This window comes from Mesorhizobium amorphae (assembly GCF_014843845.1).
Taxonomy (GTDB): Bacteria; Pseudomonadota; Alphaproteobacteria; order Rhizobiales; family Rhizobiaceae; genus Mesorhizobium; species Mesorhizobium amorphae_A.
On record NZ_JHQS01000006.1, the window covers coordinates 201,759 to 218,105 of the forward strand.

Annotated in this window: 28 protein-coding genes and 1 tRNA gene; 8 read left to right on the top strand and 21 right to left on the bottom strand. The window is 58.2% G+C overall.

The genetic code is table 11. The features are described 5' to 3' along the window. Window positions 1-138: 138 nt before the first annotated feature. Window positions 139-213 (top strand) — tRNA-Glu (locus DH08_RS02105). Between the two features lie 1,080 nt (window positions 214-1,293). On the opposite strand, the gene DH08_RS02110 is transcribed toward DH08_RS02105, so the two are convergent. Beyond that, the gene (locus tag DH08_RS02110) at window positions 1,294-1,755 is read right to left on the bottom strand and encodes a hypothetical protein (RefSeq protein ID WP_192177661.1); all 462 of its coding nucleotides are present in this window, start codon (window positions 1,753-1,755) and stop codon (window positions 1,294-1,296) included. 242 nt (window positions 1,756-1,997) lie between these two features. Between DH08_RS02110 and DH08_RS02115 the strand changes: the two genes are divergently transcribed. The 3 genes from DH08_RS02115 to DH08_RS02125 all read left to right on the top strand — a co-directional run bounded on the left by DH08_RS02115 (window position 1,998) and on the right by DH08_RS02125 (window position 3,374). Further along, a complete protein-coding gene (locus tag DH08_RS02115; RefSeq protein ID WP_345892340.1) occupies window positions 1,998-2,237 on the top strand; it encodes a helix-turn-helix domain-containing protein in 240 nt (79 codons plus the stop codon). Window positions 2,238-2,863: 626 nt separating this feature from the next. After that, window positions 2,864-3,037, top strand: a complete 174-nt coding sequence (locus tag DH08_RS02120) for a hypothetical protein (RefSeq protein ID WP_192177663.1) — start codon at window positions 2,864-2,866, stop codon at window positions 3,035-3,037. Between the two features lie 115 nt (window positions 3,038-3,152). Beyond that, window positions 3,153-3,374, top strand: a complete 222-nt coding sequence (locus DH08_RS02125; RefSeq protein ID WP_192177664.1) for a hypothetical protein — start codon at window positions 3,153-3,155, stop codon at window positions 3,372-3,374. 546 nt (window positions 3,375-3,920) lie between these two features. Here the strand turns inward: DH08_RS02125 and DH08_RS02130 are convergent. The 4 genes from DH08_RS02130 to DH08_RS02145 form a co-directional block, all read right to left on the bottom strand. Further along, window positions 3,921-4,331 carry a hypothetical protein gene (locus tag DH08_RS02130; RefSeq protein WP_192177747.1) on the bottom strand — a complete coding sequence of 137 codons (411 nt, stop codon included), beginning with the start codon at window positions 4,329-4,331 and terminating at the stop codon, window positions 3,921-3,923. Window positions 4,332-4,821: 490 nt separating this feature from the next. After that, a complete protein-coding gene (locus DH08_RS02135; protein ID WP_192177665.1) occupies window positions 4,822-5,076 on the bottom strand; it encodes a hypothetical protein in 255 nt (84 codons plus the stop codon). 284 nt (window positions 5,077-5,360) lie between these two features. Further along, window positions 5,361-5,561: a hypothetical protein gene (locus DH08_RS02140; protein ID WP_210328508.1), complete on the bottom strand. Its 201-nt coding sequence runs from the start codon at window positions 5,559-5,561 to the stop codon at window positions 5,361-5,363. Between the two features lie 13 nt (window positions 5,562-5,574). Further along, window positions 5,575-5,757 (bottom strand): hypothetical protein, encoded by a 183-nt coding sequence (locus tag DH08_RS02145; RefSeq protein ID WP_192177666.1) that lies wholly within the window; start codon window positions 5,755-5,757, stop codon window positions 5,575-5,577. Window positions 5,758-6,020: 263 nt separating this feature from the next. On the opposite strand from DH08_RS02145, the gene DH08_RS02150 reads away from it, so the two are divergent. Beyond that, entirely contained in the window at window positions 6,021-6,458 is a 438-nt protein-coding gene (locus DH08_RS02150; protein ID WP_345892336.1) for a YybH family protein, read from the top strand. A gap of 110 nt (window positions 6,459-6,568) precedes the next feature. Next, entirely contained in the window at window positions 6,569-6,727 is a 159-nt protein-coding gene (locus tag DH08_RS02155; protein ID WP_192177667.1) for a hypothetical protein, read from the top strand. Here DH08_RS02155 and DH08_RS02160 read toward each other — a convergent pair. The 7 genes from DH08_RS02160 to DH08_RS02190 form a co-directional block, all read right to left on the bottom strand. Next, window positions 6,724-7,383, bottom strand: coding sequence for a LamG domain-containing protein (locus DH08_RS02160; protein ID WP_192177668.1), 660 nt, complete (start codon window positions 7,381-7,383; stop codon window positions 6,724-6,726). The two genes, DH08_RS02155 and DH08_RS02160, sit on opposite strands and share 4 nt — an antisense overlap. A gap of 281 nt (window positions 7,384-7,664) precedes the next feature. Then, window positions 7,665-7,925 carry a hypothetical protein gene (locus DH08_RS02165; protein ID WP_192177669.1) on the bottom strand — a complete coding sequence of 87 codons (261 nt, stop codon included), beginning with the start codon at window positions 7,923-7,925 and terminating at the stop codon, window positions 7,665-7,667. Beyond that, window positions 7,925-8,179: a hypothetical protein gene (locus DH08_RS02170; protein WP_192177670.1), complete on the bottom strand. Its 255-nt coding sequence runs from the start codon at window positions 8,177-8,179 to the stop codon at window positions 7,925-7,927. Before DH08_RS02170 ends, DH08_RS02165 begins: the two co-directional genes overlap by 1 nt. A gap of 13 nt (window positions 8,180-8,192) precedes the next feature. Further along, the gene (locus DH08_RS37295) at window positions 8,193-8,552 is read right to left on the bottom strand and encodes a P27 family phage terminase small subunit (RefSeq protein ID WP_192177671.1); all 360 of its coding nucleotides are present in this window, start codon (window positions 8,550-8,552) and stop codon (window positions 8,193-8,195) included. A 114-nt stretch (window positions 8,553-8,666) separates the two neighbouring features. Then, window positions 8,667-9,188 carry a hypothetical protein gene (locus tag DH08_RS02180; RefSeq protein WP_192177672.1) on the bottom strand — a complete coding sequence of 174 codons (522 nt, stop codon included), beginning with the start codon at window positions 9,186-9,188 and terminating at the stop codon, window positions 8,667-8,669. A gap of 15 nt (window positions 9,189-9,203) precedes the next feature. Continuing rightward, window positions 9,204-9,473 carry a hypothetical protein gene (locus DH08_RS02185; RefSeq protein WP_192177673.1) on the bottom strand — a complete coding sequence of 90 codons (270 nt, stop codon included), beginning with the start codon at window positions 9,471-9,473 and terminating at the stop codon, window positions 9,204-9,206. Window positions 9,474-9,488: 15 nt separating this feature from the next. After that, window positions 9,489-10,004, bottom strand: coding sequence for a hypothetical protein (locus tag DH08_RS02190; RefSeq protein WP_192177674.1), 516 nt, complete (start codon window positions 10,002-10,004; stop codon window positions 9,489-9,491). Window positions 10,005-10,164: 160 nt separating this feature from the next. Here DH08_RS02190 and DH08_RS02195 point away from each other — a divergent pair, with 160 nt between their 5' ends. After that, complete coding sequence (locus DH08_RS02195; RefSeq protein ID WP_192177675.1) at window positions 10,165-10,350, top strand: hypothetical protein; 186 nt, start codon at window positions 10,165-10,167, stop codon at window positions 10,348-10,350. A 362-nt stretch (window positions 10,351-10,712) separates the two neighbouring features. Continuing rightward, window positions 10,713-10,922 carry a hypothetical protein gene (locus tag DH08_RS02200; protein WP_192177676.1) on the top strand — a complete coding sequence of 70 codons (210 nt, stop codon included), beginning with the start codon at window positions 10,713-10,715 and terminating at the stop codon, window positions 10,920-10,922. 181 nt (window positions 10,923-11,103) lie between these two features. On the opposite strand, the gene DH08_RS02205 is transcribed toward DH08_RS02200, so the two are convergent. From DH08_RS02205 to DH08_RS37045, 9 genes are all read right to left on the bottom strand, one after another. Next, a complete protein-coding gene (locus tag DH08_RS02205) occupies window positions 11,104-11,274 on the bottom strand; it encodes a hypothetical protein (RefSeq protein WP_192177677.1) in 171 nt (56 codons plus the stop codon). Continuing rightward, entirely contained in the window at window positions 11,274-11,903 is a 630-nt protein-coding gene (locus DH08_RS02210) for a helix-turn-helix domain-containing protein (RefSeq protein ID WP_192177678.1), read from the bottom strand. The genes DH08_RS02205 and DH08_RS02210 overlap by 1 nt, the downstream gene beginning before the upstream one ends. Then, window positions 11,890-12,195: a hypothetical protein gene (locus DH08_RS02215; RefSeq protein WP_192177679.1), complete on the bottom strand. Its 306-nt coding sequence runs from the start codon at window positions 12,193-12,195 to the stop codon at window positions 11,890-11,892. The genes DH08_RS02210 and DH08_RS02215 overlap by 14 nt, the downstream gene beginning before the upstream one ends. Then, window positions 12,192-12,548 carry a hypothetical protein gene (locus DH08_RS02220; protein WP_192177680.1) on the bottom strand — a complete coding sequence of 119 codons (357 nt, stop codon included), beginning with the start codon at window positions 12,546-12,548 and terminating at the stop codon, window positions 12,192-12,194. Before DH08_RS02220 ends, DH08_RS02215 begins: the two co-directional genes overlap by 4 nt. 236 nt (window positions 12,549-12,784) lie before the next feature. Beyond that, window positions 12,785-12,982 carry a MerR family transcriptional regulator gene (locus DH08_RS02225; protein ID WP_192177681.1) on the bottom strand — a complete coding sequence of 66 codons (198 nt, stop codon included), beginning with the start codon at window positions 12,980-12,982 and terminating at the stop codon, window positions 12,785-12,787. A 71-nt stretch (window positions 12,983-13,053) separates the two neighbouring features. Continuing rightward, window positions 13,054-13,620, bottom strand: a complete 567-nt coding sequence (locus DH08_RS02230; RefSeq protein WP_192177682.1) for a hypothetical protein — start codon at window positions 13,618-13,620, stop codon at window positions 13,054-13,056. A 1-nt stretch (window position 13,621) separates the two neighbouring features. Further along, window positions 13,622-14,896 carry a tyrosine-type recombinase/integrase gene (locus DH08_RS02235; protein WP_192177683.1) on the bottom strand — a complete coding sequence of 425 codons (1,275 nt, stop codon included), beginning with the start codon at window positions 14,894-14,896 and terminating at the stop codon, window positions 13,622-13,624. 814 nt (window positions 14,897-15,710) lie between these two features. Beyond that, the gene (locus tag DH08_RS02240; RefSeq protein WP_345892337.1) at window positions 15,711-15,983 is read right to left on the bottom strand and encodes a recombinase family protein; all 273 of its coding nucleotides are present in this window, start codon (window positions 15,981-15,983) and stop codon (window positions 15,711-15,713) included. After that, on the bottom strand, window positions 15,980-16,135 hold the full coding sequence (locus tag DH08_RS37045) for a hypothetical protein (protein WP_345892338.1): 156 nt from the start codon (window positions 16,133-16,135) through the stop codon (window positions 15,980-15,982). The genes DH08_RS02240 and DH08_RS37045 overlap by 4 nt, the downstream gene beginning before the upstream one ends. Window positions 16,136-16,347 lie beyond the last annotated feature (212 nt).

The following is a 16,347-nucleotide window of genomic DNA, read 5'->3' on the forward strand; positions in this document are numbered from 1 at the left end:
GAAGACCGGGCAAGGCTGCGAAACCGCGGCCCGCAGCCAAAAACGCTGTTTTTGCCACTGTTTGAAAAAAGTTGTCGCAGGCGGCGGCAGACGGGTTGCCGGTTGCGAACAACGCAATTATAAGCCGCTCATCTGAGCGCGCCCATCGTCTAGCGGTCAGGACACCGCCCTTTCACGGCGGTAACAGGGGTTCGATTCCCCTTGGGCGTACCAGATATTTCAAGCACTTAGCTAAAAACCTCCCTCCGGTGTCCAATATCTGGCCAATATCCCGCCCGGCTTTGTCGGGTTGAGTGATTCCTGTCACACTCCGCTCGCCCATGCGACGGGAGGGGAAAAATGCGAAATGTGGTTCTTGGCCTAGCTGTTTCGGCTCTCGCCGGCTGTTCAAACAGCGAGCCGCGATATGAGATTTCGCAAGGCTCGGCCTCTCTGTACATGGATCCTTCAAAGTCTCAGCAGGCTACGATCCTGCTTGATCGAAAAACCGCGAAAAGCTGGTATTTGGTCCGAACTGCGTCTGGCGAGATTGTTTGGTTCTCGATCAGCGACCCGATGAACCTCCCATGAAAAAGCCCGCCACCCCAGGGATAGGCAGCGGGCGAAGTTCGGGAGGAGTTGTGTCGGGCGTCCCCTTTGCCCGTGAACAACGGTACGCCTCGCTTAGCTGGATAAAGCCCGCCACCATCGGCAGCCGGGCAGTTTTGCCCGTACGGGGTCTGTGAGTTTTGTCACAGACGCATCGACGCATCGGAGCTAAGCTTGCAGCGGGGTGTAGTTTCCTGCAGCGGTGGAGATGTTTGTGAACCTTCCTATGCTTCTTGTGAACCTTCCTCTTGTCGCAGTTGGTCCCCTTGCCGATTGGCTCCGTCATCGAGCCGAACAGAAGGCGCTGTTGAAGGCAACGGACGAGTTGAGCGAGTCACCAGACGACATGCTCAGCGACATCGGGATTTCCCGTGACGACATCACGACGTATGCGTTCCGCAGCTCGGCGTCGAGACGCAGGGGCTGAGCAATGAAAAGGCCCGCAACCGTGAGGCTGCGGGCTTCAAAACTTGCCGATTGATTATTGCCGGCCCTCATGGCTTGCGAGAGCTTCGTGGACGGGTTCCAGCAAGGCATATGCCAGCTTGAGCCCCGACCCTATGGCGTCCGCGAGCCCTGTGGCATTGCCTCCGCCATTCTGGAGCGCCCAAGCGGCAGTTTCGCAAAGGTGGATGATGGCCAACGCCTCGCAGCTGCAGGACATGATATCTGCCGCTGTCATATCGCGGTGATCGACAAAACGGCTCATGGCCGCACCAGCACTTCCTGCGACTTGAGGTCGTCAGGCCACATGACTGTTTCGCCATCCTCGGGCGGCTCGGGCGCGTCGCCTGCGTCTAATTCGCCGTCGAAGAACGCCGTATCGGCGTGGGCATCGGCCAAGGCCAGAACCTGGTTTGTCTGGCTCGACCAGCCGAGGGAAGGCTCATGCTCGTCGCCGCTGTCCTCCAGATCGCTATCATCGGCTTCGCAATCGTCGTTCAGCCCGCCAGCGCTGGGGCCGCGATCAGTCCAGCCGATCGACGGCTCGTCGTCTGCGGTTTCCTCCAGGTCGCAATCGGCTTCCATCAGATCCAGGGCTGTTATGAGTGACATTGCACGGTCCAACAGGTCGTTAAGTCGCTTTTCGACCGACTGGCGCCATTGTAGCGGGTTCATTCCCTTCGGCATTCCAAGGGGCTTCAGAGTGCGAATATGGGTGTTCATCACTCTTCCCCTTCGTAGCGCTCGATGATCCGCATGGCGCGGTCTGAACACCGGTTCGCGGTGCGCAAGAGTAGCAGGGCGAAGCGCAGGCGGATGACACGGCATAGGGCGGGCAAAGCTCCGCCCACTGCCGGAACGGGTGTGTTCGGCATTGTAAATCCCCTTCGGGTTGGATATTGATACGTTGGTATCAATTGCACATTGACACTTAGGTATCAAGTCCCTTGCCAACACCTTCCCAATTGCGAGCCGCCCGCCATCTTAAGAGCATGTCGCAGGCCGATATCTCGGCAGCGACCGGCCTTTCATTGCCGACCATCAAAAGAGCCGAAAGCGATAGGGATGTCTCGGTGTCGGCTGAGGCTGTGGAAGCAATCCGCCGTGCCCTCGAATCGGCCGGCGTCGAGTTCATTCCGGAGAACGGCGGCGGCGCCGGCGTGAGGCTCAGAAAGACCGACAGGCGGCCGTCTAGCAGTCGCTAGAATTGTACTAATTGAACATCTCTTTGATTAACGCCGGCAGCGCTAACTTCTGCCTGGGTTGCTCATGTGGGTAAGGACCATGCATGGTCGGGGTTGGGTCAGAGATCAGCGGCTCGCCGAAGCCGTGAAATTGCGAGAGCGGATAGTTTCGCTGCAATGCGAACTAACCGAAAAAGCGTCTTGTGCTGTCGGAATGTTCAAGATGGCCCAGCTTGGCCAACAGTTGCGTTGGCACAAGTTTCGCCTGGAGCTTCTCGAAGATTGTCTAGCCGGGCTGTCGGAGGGGCGCGCCATGACTTCGAAAGACTGCCTGGCTGACGAACCGCAGGGAAATGGCGCTATTTCACGGGCCCCCGTCCCGTTCCATCTGATAGGACCGCGAAACGGATTGAAGCGCATATAGGCAGACGTCACCGACCCCCTTCACGCTTTATTCATGAATAGTCACCAACATTAATCGGCCGGGCGCTTGATGACACTCTCGTTCGGCAAGCTAGGCCCGGCGTCCTCAAGTTCCTGGACGCCGGGCACAACGGCCCTACTATAGCGCCACCCACCTCTCGGCCGTGCTATATGATGCATGTTCGGACGTAAACTGGCGGGATCAGCAAGAGTCGGCGTAGGCAATGACCAAGACCACCAAGCGCTACAACATGCAACGAGCGCATAGCGGAACCGGGCTGCCGGCGATTCTCCACGGCGTTCTGTTGGTCGGCCTGAAGCTGCTAGAGGCCGACGACATACTGCATAAGCTCAATAATCTGGACTTGAGCGAGAGGACGGCGAAGGGAATCGCCTAAGCCACTGACAGGCATCGGAAGCCCCGTTTATCTGCTTGCTCCCATCCCTTGCGGCCGAATATGATCCTCGACCGGCAGGCTACAAGCACCGGCCACTTTCATATCGGCGATGGTGATGCAGATTGCAGCCAAATTACTTGCAGAACTTGGCGATACCATTGAGGCTGTCAAAGCCCATCTCGCAAAAATGGACGACCACACGCTCAACAGCCTCCTAGAGTCTATGCCAGGAAAATCCCTAGCTGGAAGCGCCGAGATGGCGATGACCATTCTGATCTATCGCGAGATCGAAACCCGCAAGCGCGGCAGGAACGTGCTACCATTCCCGTCTACTTAAAGGTAGGCGAGCGAATTAAAAGGCCCCGGCGCTGGGTCGGTCGCCGGGGCCTGGCCATGAACGCGAAACCTGGCATGTCCGTCATTAGCGTGACCTAATATAATGAACAAATGGTGAATCGAGCGTAGTGAATGAAATGGCCGGTGCATTTCGGGAAGTCGTTTTTTGGGCAAAGCCTGCACCGGCCATTACGGATGTGTGTGAGGACAGACCCGCGTTAGGGCTTTACACCCATACTAGCGGTCACTCAATCTAGGGTAGGAAAAACGGCCAGTGCAGCGCACTACACTCCTACACCCCCATACTGCACCGGCCATGCGGGGAAACCCGCGATGGACAGAGTTTATAGCATATTAGAAATCTCTCAATTGAGACTGAAGGCCCAAGGTCGCTGGGCACAAAGACGCAAGGGCGAGCCAGCGCTACCCAGCCGGAGGCAACGACCGGTGCAGCGGGGGTATCGCTTCGGGGGTACCGCACCGGCCATTGCGGGTGGTGGCAACCATTCTCCCGCGATGCCTAAGTTATAGGCATATTAGAAAACGCTCAATTAGACTGAGGGCCTAATTTCACTGGGCCGACGTTGGAACATTCCCCCGGTGATGACGTTTCAGCTTCCATCAACGGGGCAATTCGATGAACACGCAACCAAAGACCTCGGTGGAGATCGAGGAACTTGGAAATAAGCATTATGTGCGCGTCATCGAGGACGGCCTGGTAAGCGTCAAGAGCTTCCTTTCTCCGGAAGATGCCAAAGCCTTCGCCCGAGGCGAACAGGCGCGGCTCGGGCAGCGTCGCGGGCCATCGCACGAGGAATTTCTGCGCCGCTAGATGGACGCGGAAGCCATCGAACTTGATCTCATGCAGCCAGTCGTCGCTAACCGGCGGCTCTAGCACCAATACGGGCTCCAGCGGCTTGATGAATCTCAGCCTGGCTTCGCCGGCCCCGTTACTCATCAGAACTCCCCGCAAATCGAATTTGATTCAATATCGCAGGGTCGTTTCCGTTCCGTTAGCTGAGGCTGAATTAACCGTTCGTAGACCGCGCTGTCCTATTCTGAGACAGCGCGGTCAACTACTACCCCTGGCTGCGCAGGCGGCTCCGGCTAAACCCAGCCCCCCAAGCCGGTCGGAGCCGCCACTCCTCTAAAATACCAGCAATGGTTGAATCAACGGTTACCACACGTGCTTTCTAGTGCGCTGTGCCGATCGTTAGACTTTGATGCAACCGCGTTGCAAATCCCGAAAACATAAGCCGCTTGAAAATGCGATGGGAAAAGCCCGCTGCCTTGGGGGGGTGGGCTGTTGGGGCGGCAGCGGGCTTCGTTGCTAGGCAACGTCGAGACCATGAGCCGGCGCTAATGCGGAAGACCTTAACGGAACCCGGACAATTTTACCGATCGGTCCGTCGTCTGTGGATACTGGGCAAACGCTGTGTGGCGACCGTCTAGAGGCGCTTGGTGCCGTAGCCGGTCGGGCTGGTGTCGGGAGTGTAGATCGTACCCACTCTCTTGCTGCCACACTTGGCACATTTCAGCTTCGGAATGAGGTCATCTGCAGTTGCCGGCGCGTCCGGTCCGTATCGATCGCGCAGCTTCACCAAGTCGAGCACCTGGCTATGGTTGCAGGGCGCGTGATGGCAAAACGCCCTCACCGTCATCTTCGCGTCGATCAGTGTTTGAAACGTCCAGCCCTTCGCCATGCGGTCGATATAGTGCGGGGCAGTTCAGTCCCCAAGCTAGGCTCATCCAATTTGAAAGGCAGAGGAGCGAGCCCTTTGGTTTTACTAAATTTAGAAAGGACGCTATAATGGGTTATGCCGACAAGATCCCCTCTCATGTCGGCTAGGCCCGGCGGCCGAAACACCGCACCCAACGCCCTCGACCGCCGGACCGCTGGCCTTAGCCGGGGTGAGGCTGAAAGGCGCGCGCGCGCCTTCCTTTTGAAGCTGGATTCGCCCATTCCTCTACGGCTGGGAACGCTCGGTTATCGTGAACGCTTGGAGGTTTTGTCGTGATCCTGATCAGCGTCGGCGATGATCGAAAAGAGCGCCGCGCGGGCGATGTTTTTCTTTGACGCGTTCGGGTGCTTTTTCCGCGCCGCCCTGATCAATTGCTTGGGGGTCATCTCTGGCGTCACAACACGCGTGAGCGTGTCGGCAATCGCCTGCCTCTCGGCCGCTTTCACGATGTGAACTCCTCTACTTCCGCACGATCCACTCCAACAACGCGGGATCGACGTTCGAGCTACCGGTGAAGTCTCTGATCAATCGCGCGGCGTAGTCCCGCCATCGATCTTCGGGGATTTCGTCTTCGAGCACCGCTTTGTGAAAGGTGCTCTTTAGGATTTCCCCGTCAAAGGCCGACACCTTGGCGCCTGACATTTCAGCCTCCTGCCTCAAGGGCGGAAGCGCTGTCATCTTCCGAGCGCCCGCAATGCCCTCAATTCAATACGGACGGCTTGGGAATTATACGCTCTCTTGCGCATTTCGCGAGTCCGCAGATAGCCCCGCCAGCGCGCGTTTCGCCGCCGAAGCGCCTCGCGCGTCCTGGCACCTGTTGTCTCGCGCCGTGATATATACTTTGCCAAGCCAGCCTGCACTGCGCTTCGGTCCGCATCAGAAACAAAACGACAGGGGAGGATGACGTGTCTCTCGACTCCAATGACTTCGATCAAGCAGTTGAAAAATACCACCTGGCTCTGGATGAGTTTATGAAAGGAAACCCCGCGCCTGTGAAGAACCTCTATTCCCAACGAGACGATGTAACACTGGGCAATCCCTTTGGCCCTTTCGTGCATGGATGGAAGCAGGTTGTTGAGACGATGGAGCAAGCGGCATCTCATTACAGGGACGGCGACGCTACCGGCTTCGAGAGCATAGCGAAATGTGTGACCTCTGAACTGGCATACCTCGTCGAAGTAGAGCGGCTCAGGTCCAAGGTTGGCGGTCGGAGCGATGTCATGCCTCTAGCGTTGCGCGTGACGAGCGTCTTTCGCCCAGAAGATGGTCTCTGGAAGATTGTGCATCGTCATGCCGATCCGATAACGACGGCTCAGCCGGCCGATTCAGTACTCCGCCGATGACGCGGTTGGGCCTCCTTGGACAAACTTAAATTAGCAGTCTCTAAGCACTGGTGCGATAACGCCATGAAGGTGGGATTCACTTTCGCCGCGTTCCGATCTAGAATCTATGCATGGATACGGCTTTCGACGACCTCTCCAAAGTCCTCTCGCAGCCCCGTAGGGACGTGCTGAGCCCTGTCCGCGCCTTCGCCCTAGACTTTGCCGGCAAGCTCGTCATGGGCCTTGCTATCGGCCTTGGCGTCGGCCTTGGAATGGCAATCGCCGGTTAGAACACCCCACCGACGAGGCGGCAATGGGGGGTGACGGTCGTTCCTGTCACGGTGACTGTATGGTCGAACCGATTGTTCGGCGAGCGAACCAGCGGGGCATGGAACGTCAGGCCGTTGAGCACTCCAGGAGCTATTCTGGCTGGCGAAATATCTTTGCCAAGGGCTGCAATTTCCGCCGCGTCCAGTTGCCTGGTAAGCCAGACGGCTACTTCGGCCATATCGCCGACATAGCTGGGCCAGAAACTGTCATTATTATCGCCAAGATACAGAGGAGCGGTGCTGACGATAGGCCATGCCGCAGATGAATTGCCAGTCGCTTCCTGTACGCCATCAACAAAGAGCGCATTGGCGCCGCCATTATTTGTATTCCAGTTGAATACGATACTGTGCCAATTACCGTCATTAACAGAGGTTGAACTCAATAGTTGGATTCTGGGAGCACTAATGTCATAGCCCTGCAACAGCACCTTACCGGCTGTGTTATTCAATACGAATCCGAACCCGGTGCGCGAGGCGCTGCTCCATATTGATATAGGGACGGCGTTCGCGGTTGTCTGGGTGGTTTTCAGCTTAAAGGCAAAGGTGCCGGTAGGGAAACCATTCCATCCGGCCTGGTAGCTGATCCGATCTGTTCCGCCTGCGAAGTTGATGGCCATATCAGCCTTGCCTTTCTCTGATTGCCGCCTCTAGCGCTTGCCGGATCTCCCAAATCTTCGGCCATGCTGCCGTCCAGCCAGTGCCGTCATTCTTCGCCCATTCGGGCGGCTCAGGACCGTCCACGCCCAATGGGCTTGGCTCCCACAACTTGATTCCCAAGGCCCTATTCAGCGCCTTGTGGTCACCGGCCCTGAACGCTTCGATCGCGGCGGGAGTAACTCTGCGCTTGATGTCGCGGCGAAGTGGTGTGCGCTTTGTCGCCATCAGCCCTTTGCCTTTCTCATTTGCAAGCCGCCTCTAATTGCCGCTGCAACTCGAGCGCCTGCGGAAACGACAACTCGAATAGGTTGTTGGTGCGCTCCGGCATGATCCAATCGGGATCGCATCCGAGAGGATCGTCAGGAAGAGGACTCATCTCCCAAGGATACAGGCCCAATGCGCGATGCAGGGCCATATAGTCACGCGCCCTGTATGCCTCGATCGCCTGAGGCGTGATCCGGTGCTTAGAAGCGCGATTTAATGGTCTCCGCTTTGCAGGCATTACGGCGCTCCGAACTCGTCCAAGGCCCAAGGCGTTTCGCGGATGTCTGTCGGTTGCCACGACTTCAAGAAACGCGCGCCAAGACGCGTCCAGGCTTCCTTCGCCGCAGCCTGAATATCTCGATCATCCACCAGGCCGAACGGCGCCAGATCGCCGAAAAAGTCGTAGCCGCTCGTGAAGGTCTCGGACCAAGCCTGATATTCGGCTTCGCTGCCGATTTGACGCCGCCTAAGAGGCTGTCTTTTGGTCGCCATTGTGTGATCAGCCTCACATGCCGGGCGGACGGCCAGGACCGCTGCGAAGCGGCTCAAGATCCAGCCCGAGACGGGCCAGCGTGCGGATGCAGAGTGAGCGCGCCGCGATTTCATGCTTCAACGCAGGATGGTCTTTGAGACCGCCACCTTTGACGCGCAGGACGGCGCCGTCAGCGTCGATCTGAGCCATGAGCGCTTCGGCTCTATCGAGTGCCTGGCAAGCAGTGACTAGGAACTCGATGCCGGCGGCATCGTCTATGCCGTATTGCTCATTGACCGATTGCCAGAGACGCAGGCCATGTTCCCCGAGCCGCCTCGGTGGGCTCACGGTCGAAGGGGTGTTGACGGCTACTAGTTTTAGGTTTTTTGCCATATTATTTTTTCATCTCGTGAATGATTTCCTCAATTTCATGCGTGTGAAGGGGCGGGACCGGTCGCGGGTTTGGTCGATAACAGGTTTGACCCACGCCCCCCCTGGGTGTTGTCATCAGAACACTCGCCGCCACGGTCCTGCAGGTTCAAGAGCGTCGGCAAGTGCTTGCGAGTACATGTCCGCGACTTCGATCCCTGCGTTGTAGTCGACCGCGATGCTCTCCAGGGCATCGGCCCATGTCTCTGGATCGAAATGCTTGTAGAAGTCCGACGAGGCCCAAATCATCGGGTCTTCTGGTTCGGCGAAATCGACATACATAAGCACGGTGGCGCCGTCTTCGGCGCGGACTAGCGCAATGTATTCGACGGTCATGCCAGCCTTGATGGCCGTGGTGACTTCAGGGAGCAGATACGCCCACATGGCTCGCACTGTCACCATCTCGTCCGTGACGGGATAGAGATCGATCGGCCTGGCTAGCTCAGCCTGCGCGCACTGGTTCATTGCCCAGTCGCACAGTTCCTTGTGCCGCAACTCGATCTGGTGACGATTAGCGCCGCGCGCCTGCAGCACGGAAAGCTCGCCTGCAATGTGGGTGTCTAGATCTGCCATCAGCGCTTCAACCGTCAGTGCTTCCATTGTCGCCTGGAGTGTTCAGACCCGCTCGCCGTAGCGGCGCTGATAGTTCGACTTCATGAGCGCAACGGTCTTGCTGTTGTGCTCGGTCAAGCCGGCCTTTTCCAACCGCCTGATCCAGTACAAATCATCTGCCTTCTTCTTCTGGTCGTACAGATAGACGACGCGCACAGGCTTCGCTTTGGGCCGGGCGCTTGTGAGATACACCGGCTTCAACGGCGCCGCAGTCTTCGCGGCTGCGGGTCGCTGCATCTTGCCCGTGCTGCTCATGTCGCGTGTCAGGTACATTTCGATCTCCTTTGCTCACTCAGCCCCATTTAGGATTTTCCGGGTCATTGCGACGCCGTGCTGAATCATGCCCTGGCACCGGCCAGGGAGCTTGCTCTGAAGCTTGACGTTCGCCTGCACCGAAGCCGCGTAGAACAGCACGCCGATCCCGAGCAGATCTTCCAGCTCGTCGAGCTTCTGTCCGATCGCGATGCGATAGGCTTCGATGGGCTGCTTCAGAGCCGCGAGTTCCGCGTCAAAGGCTGCGCGGTGTGTCTCAAGCAGTTCCAACGCTTCACGCTCGCGTTTCAGGTACGGCTCGATCTCCTGGCCGGCCTTGTCGACCTCGGCAGCGGTGATCATAGGCGGCTGCCCCGGCACCTGGCCGAAGTAGACGCGGTGAAGCTCGCGGTGTTTGGCTTGGGCTGCCTCGCGTTCGGCAACGGCCGCGCGCCAATCCCGCTCAGCGTCGGCGATCTCTGCGGGCTTCGGCGGGATTTTCAGTATGCTAGCGAAGTCCATTTCGGTGGCCCTCGGGGTGCGTGCGAGCATTTTTCGGTTCCTCTTTCTCAGGTTGGAATTTACGCCCGGCCGCGACGGCTTCGGATAACGCGTTATTGGCTGCTCGAAGGATCGCGGCAGCTAGCCGCTTTCGGTTCCGGCTGCCTTGCTCATCCACTGCGCCAGCTTCCAGCATCAGACCGACGAGCACATGGTCGACTTCGAGCGGCAGGACTATTCCGCCTCTCGCTTCGCGATCTTTCTGACGCTGTTGACGCCTTTGGCCCAAGCGCCGGCGGCGCTCATCGCGCTCCTCAGGCGTGCCGATAGGTCGGCGTCCACGACGTCGATCAGGGGCAATCTCATCGGGCGGCGAATTCATGTTCAGCCGCCCTAGATGCCGGCCCTAGGTATTGCCAGGCGACGGAACCCGCAGAAGGCAACATGCGTTGAACTTCCATGGTCGATTATCTCAAATCGGTTCTCCAAGAACTCTTGCCGGCCTGGCTCAGCCAAAAGGCGGTCGAGGTGGACGCGCGCCCAGCGGAGCAGCAGCCGCCAATGCGCGACCTTATCGGCCCCGCTCCTCTCGTGCGATATCGTGGCCCGGTGCGGTCCGAACCTCCCGATTACAGGCTCCACGAGTCGTAGCGCTCTCATTCCGCTCGCCTTCCGAGATTGCGAAACGGTCGCAGGAACCAAAGCGGTCAACGAGGGTTGATTTATCGAAGGGACCTCGCACCGAAAGGATTCGGAACGATGGTCGAAATTCTTGATTTTGAATTGGCAAAGGCTCGCCTGCGCGTGAAACGTGCCGAACGTTCTCTCGATCGCGCCAACGAGTTGTTGAACGACGAAAACCCCGGCGTGTGTCTCAGTTTGGCCCTTTGCGGTCGGATCAGATCCGAGCAGCGGCGGGTCGCCGAAGCCAAACAGCGCTTGGCGACGCTGAATCCGTCGCGTCACTGAGGTTGTCTGATTATTACCACCGTTGCCCAGGCGGCAGCGGCGAAGCACGACATCACGCCTTGGAACAAAAGTGGTGAGCGGCCATTCCACTTTTGAATGGGCTGCAAACCGAAAGGATGCGGCGCAAGAGCACCCTTCGGGAAGATATGCTCCACCCCGACAGCGCACTGTTGAGGTACCGTCACCCATGCTGTTTGAACCGCTGAACTCGGACGGCCAAAAGCGAAGCGCCGCCTACCATGCGGCCAAGCTTTCGATGCTGCACGACCGGCTGGCGAAGAAGCTCGAACAGGTCGACCATGCGGCCGATCAGGTTGAACAGGCGGCGGCGGTTTTCGTAGAGGCCGCGCATCAGCCTGACCTCCCCGATGCAAGGGCATAGGCGGAGAGGGGAGCCTCGCGCGTAGACACTAAACCTTCTTCGTTCGGTGCCTTCTTTTCGCTTATCTCTAAGGTTCTATCCTTATAAGGCGGTCTATCGTGGACCGGTGTGGAGCGGTCTATCGTAGACCGGTTGGAGCGGTCTGCCGTAGACCGGTTTAGCTGCTTGCGTGCCTTCCCATCCCGGAGTTGTTTCGGCATAGCTCGGAGCGGCTGTTGTGATTCCTCAAGCTGCTCATACGCCCAGAAAAATTCGAGTTCGTAGGCGAGTCCGCGCTTCTGTCTGGTGATCTTCGCCTGCTCGTATTCGTCTAACTCCGATATCCTGCAGTAGCTGATTGCCCCCGATTTTTTGAACGCCCGAACCGCCTTCCGAACCTGGCCGGCGTCAGCCACGCCGGCATACTGTGCAAGCGTCTGTTGAGACGGCCATGCAATGTTTCCATCGTTCGCGTGCTGCATGAGCGCGATGGCGATGCGAAGCTGTAATGGGCTGTGCTTGTGCCAATGAGACAGCCCAACGGCGGTCAGCCAATCGAACTTGTTTAGGTCGACAAGCTCCTTTTCCCACGGCAGGCGCTTGCGCTCAGGTTTGGACACCGGCGCCACCGCTTGCTGGCTGCACCTCGTCGGGCGAGATGCCTTCTAACCGATCTACGTTCAGACCATCGTCACCGGCGTCCCACCAGACATCACGGGCGGATGCACCTGTGTAGAATGGCACGCCTTGCAGCGTGCCCGTCATTTGAAGGGGCAGTTTGTATTTCTCGATCGCCGCATCGACGTAGGCCCTCGCCTTGGCCGTACGGACCTGGATGCCACGCCCTCCATCGGACAATTTGACGTAGCTGAGGTCGGACTTCTTGCTGGGAAGATAGACGATCTTGCTCATGATACCGCCTCGCACTTCAGCGAAAGCTTCAGTTCGCGCTCGGCCGCCTTATGATGCTTCCTGCAAAGCCACTGACAAAAAAGTGGGGTTTTCCATTCCGGGTGATGGGCGTCGGTCTTGGGATCGCCGCAGACTTCGCATGGCTGGCGCTCGATGATGCCGCGCCTGATCGCAGACGCCGTGGCGCTGTGGCACCAGGCCGCGATCGGATTGCGCTGCCGCCAGCGTGCTTGCCGGGAAAGCTTCCTTTCTGTAGAAGTATCGCCATTGCTGCTTTGTATTTCGACTTCGCGAAGCTCGCCCTGGCCGGCGGGCTTTCGCTTTTTAGGAGGCCCCATTTGCGCCTCCCGCATTTGCAGCCCTGATGATTTGGACGGCTTGGACTGCAGTAAGATTGAAGCGGCTTTGCAGGACGGGGAGCAAGGCGCGTCGAACGCGGTCCTCTGGTCGACGCTGACGCCATTCGTGAACGGCGTCGATCTGCTCGGCGGTGGGGTTGAAGTCGCCGGCTTTCATGGCAACCACCCCAGAGCCAGGATGACGATGACGGCGAAAGCGGCTGCCGCGCCGCAGATCGGAAGCGCGCGTATCATGCTGCCACCGGATGACGGCCAGCATCTTCCCTGGCCTTACGCCAGTCGCCGCCGGCTTCTTTGCTGATCAGCACTCGACCGCCGACCTGCATCGTGCGAGGGCCGAGCCCAGCCTTCATGAGGTTGTAGAACGTCGCCCTCGAAATGCGATGAGCGAAGCAAAATTCCGGAATTGTGTAGGCTGCAGTGTCCATGTCGGACCTCCTTGGTTGAGGATGGCCGAATGTGGACGGTTTCAAATTGGACAGTGGCGGGACTGTCCGAACTATTTCAAAAGGCCGAGTTCCCGCTTCTTACGAGCCCGAGAGATAGATTTCTGAGAGACGCCGCATACCTCTGCAGCCTTCAGCTCCGCTGCGCCGATCGTCTTTTTGCCGGCCGCAACGGCAGCATCGAACGCAGCGCACTGTTCTTTCCATTTCTCCAACTTTTCGTCTTCTGTCCCATGCACCGCCGCATGCCCGTCTCGGCTAGCCTGGAGCGTGCCAAGGCCTCGCTCGTAGTCAGGTGCGGCTAGGGTGTTAGTCATCGGCATTGTGTTGGCGATCATGTTCTTGACGGTGTCAACGTGCCTCTCTAGCTCCTCCATCTCGGAATACGCATCATCGATCCTGCCGACCGATAGATAGAACGTCGCGTTGTGCAGCCGCTCGGCAATCCGTTTCGGCGATACCGCGTTCTCAACGAAGTCGCGCCATAGCGGCCCATCGCCATCGTTGCCGAATCGAGCAAGCACCGCAGCGACAGCATGCAGCGGCAGGACTGGCGCTTTATTTTTGTGCTGCCATTCATCAAGTTTGACCTCCAGCTTCAGGCGAATGCTCGCAGACATCTCACCGGCTCCCGATCTCGACAACATTGTTGCTAGGGACCGTGCCGAAACGCGGCGCCCCTGCCCTCACGGCGTCGGCGACATAGGATGGCGACAGATGACCATAGTGTTTTTCCACCATCCTGGTGTCAGTGTGACCAAGGTTCCTTGCGACGACCATTAGCGGCATCCCGTTCATGACGGACAGGCTCGCCCATGTGTGGCGTAAGCCATGGAAGCCGATGGCCGGAACAATCTTGGCGTTCTGGCAAGCTTCGATCATCGGCCGGAACTGGTGAGACTTCTCCCAAGTGCCGCCGGCCGGCGCCGTCAACAGCAATTGGCCGCGATGCTTTCCTGTTGCGAGTAGCGCGAAAAGTTCGCTGCCCTCGTCGGTCAGGACGACGTGCCGCGCCTTGCCGGATTTGCTCTCCCGAATGGTCAGGGTGCCGACATCAGCGTTGAAATCCTCGACCCGCAGTCGCGCAAGTTCACTGTAGCGGGCGCCAGTTTGAAGAGCCGCCTGGACAAGATCCCTGAAACTGCCGCTCGACGCGTTCACCAGCCTTTGCGCCTCGGCGATTGTCAGATAGCGAACGCGCGCGCTTTCGACATCTTCGAACGGTTCGACCCGGCGCCATTCCTTATCCGATGTGACCTTGCCCTCGCGCCAAGCATAGTTCAGAGCGGCCTTGAGGATGGTCAGGACGCGGTTTGCGGTAGCGCGGCGCTGCCGGATCGATTCCGCGTCTGTCCCCAGCTCCTTGAAGCGCTGTTCAGCATCGGCCTTGGTGCGAAGGCGGGGAGCCGTGGTGGCAACCTTGCTATGCCACTTCCTGATCTGTTTCGCGGTGAGCTTGGAAACGTCGTCGCTGCCGAGTTCGGGCAGGATCAGTGCTTCGGCGCGCCATCGTGCGTCTTTGGAGGATTTCCGATTGCCCTCCATCCAAAGCAGATAATCATCTATGGCCTCTTTGACGGTGTAGGCGCCGGCGACCTCGCCGGTGTCGCCTGACAGCCGCTTGTGAAGCTCCCTTGCCTTGTCCTGAGCCTGCCAAAAGGTAAGCAGCGTTTCACCATTTGCGTCGAGTTTGTCGTCAGCATCCGCGATGGTCTCGACGCGGTAGTTCTGATCGCCGACATACATGCGAACGACCCATCGCCCGGCCTCTTTGCCCTTGCGATAGCCGACATGAAGTCCTGGCCCGATGCTCTTGTAATAGGGCTTGCCGCGCGCCTTCAGTTTCGCCCGTGCTTCCTTGCTGTCTAGCGTCGCGTCACGAACTCTCTTTGCCATCGCCTGCCCCTGTCGTGTCCAACAATCTGTCCAATATACAGGCGTGGACTATATTGGACAAGCATAAACGCAACTAGGCACAAATCCTTACGGCGCAAGGGGTTCAGAGAATTGATCTAGACAGCGTTGGACGGCTTAGCAGCCCTTTCACGGCGGTAACAGGGGTTCGATTCCCCTTGGGCGTACCACCCTTCTCAGAAAAGCAAACAAGTGCAGGCGCTTGCTTGGGTTTTTGTCCAAACCTGAACTCCTAGGTTGGACATTTTCGTTCACGGTTCGACCTTGCCAGCTTCTCCATTGCGGAGTCGCCCAGAGTCTTTCGATTGGCCTTTTTCGTATAGGTGTGTGCCTGGACCGGAGTTTTGTGACCGAGGAAGGTTCGTCGTACCTATTTTGGCCCTAAACCCTTGAACCCGCCTCCTTCGCGGTCGCGGTAGAAACCGTTCCTTACGACCTTTCCATCGTCAGAAATGAAGGTGTTTTGATCGATCCAATCGCCCATGGAGGCGGCCCCGTCAATCTGAAGACGGTACGGTGAAATCAAGATCGCCCTCGCCCCAAGACATATGACGTCGACGATCGGCCGCATTGCTCAAGAACCGCCTGATTTCTTCCAAATATGTTCTTCTCTCGCTGTCCGCCGTCAGTAGCTCTCCCTCAATCCAGCGGATCAGTTCCTCCTTGCTCTTTGGCACCATTTTTTCACCACCATTCGGAAGTCGATTCCTGCACTCGGCTCGACCGCCACGACATGTGACCAAAGTCGCCGAGACGGCTATTTACATACTATACTTGATAAACGTGACCTGGCGCATCATGTCGCTCTGGCGTCATCCCCCAAATCCTGCGTCATGCTGACGAACTGCACGCGATGCTTCTTGAGCCGGCGTATATTGAATTCCATGGCGAAGTGGTCGCAGGCGAAGCGGCTGAACGAGTGGACGACGACAACGTCGAACGGTTTGCCGCCGCCCGTGGCGATATCGAGCATGCGCTGCAACTGTGGGCGATTGTCATCAGTACCGCTCAGGCCTGCATCCACAAACTCAGCGACAATCTGCCAGCCGCGTGCGGCGCAGAATCTCACGGCCTGCTGGCGCTGATCGGGAATCGACAGATCGACAGATCGTTATCCGCCTGACGGCCGATGGAGACGCGCAAATAGAGCGCTGCGCGCGCGGGAGCGGCCTGATCGGTCAAAGCCAAGTTTGAAAGGATTAGTTTGGCCGGAGTCTTCATGGCAAAGCCCCCATAAGACAATCTTCGGCCTCATTTTTTTGCCGGCCATTGCGGCCCTTCCGAGTCCGAGCGGGCCGGTCGCGCCGGCAATTCCCTAATATCATCAAGCAGTGCCTGAATCTGCGGCATCAGAAACGCTTCAATGGCATCCAGTTCCGCAGGGCCAACGGGAAGGCTTTCGCCGAAATCCACCCGGACAGCGAGACCACAAG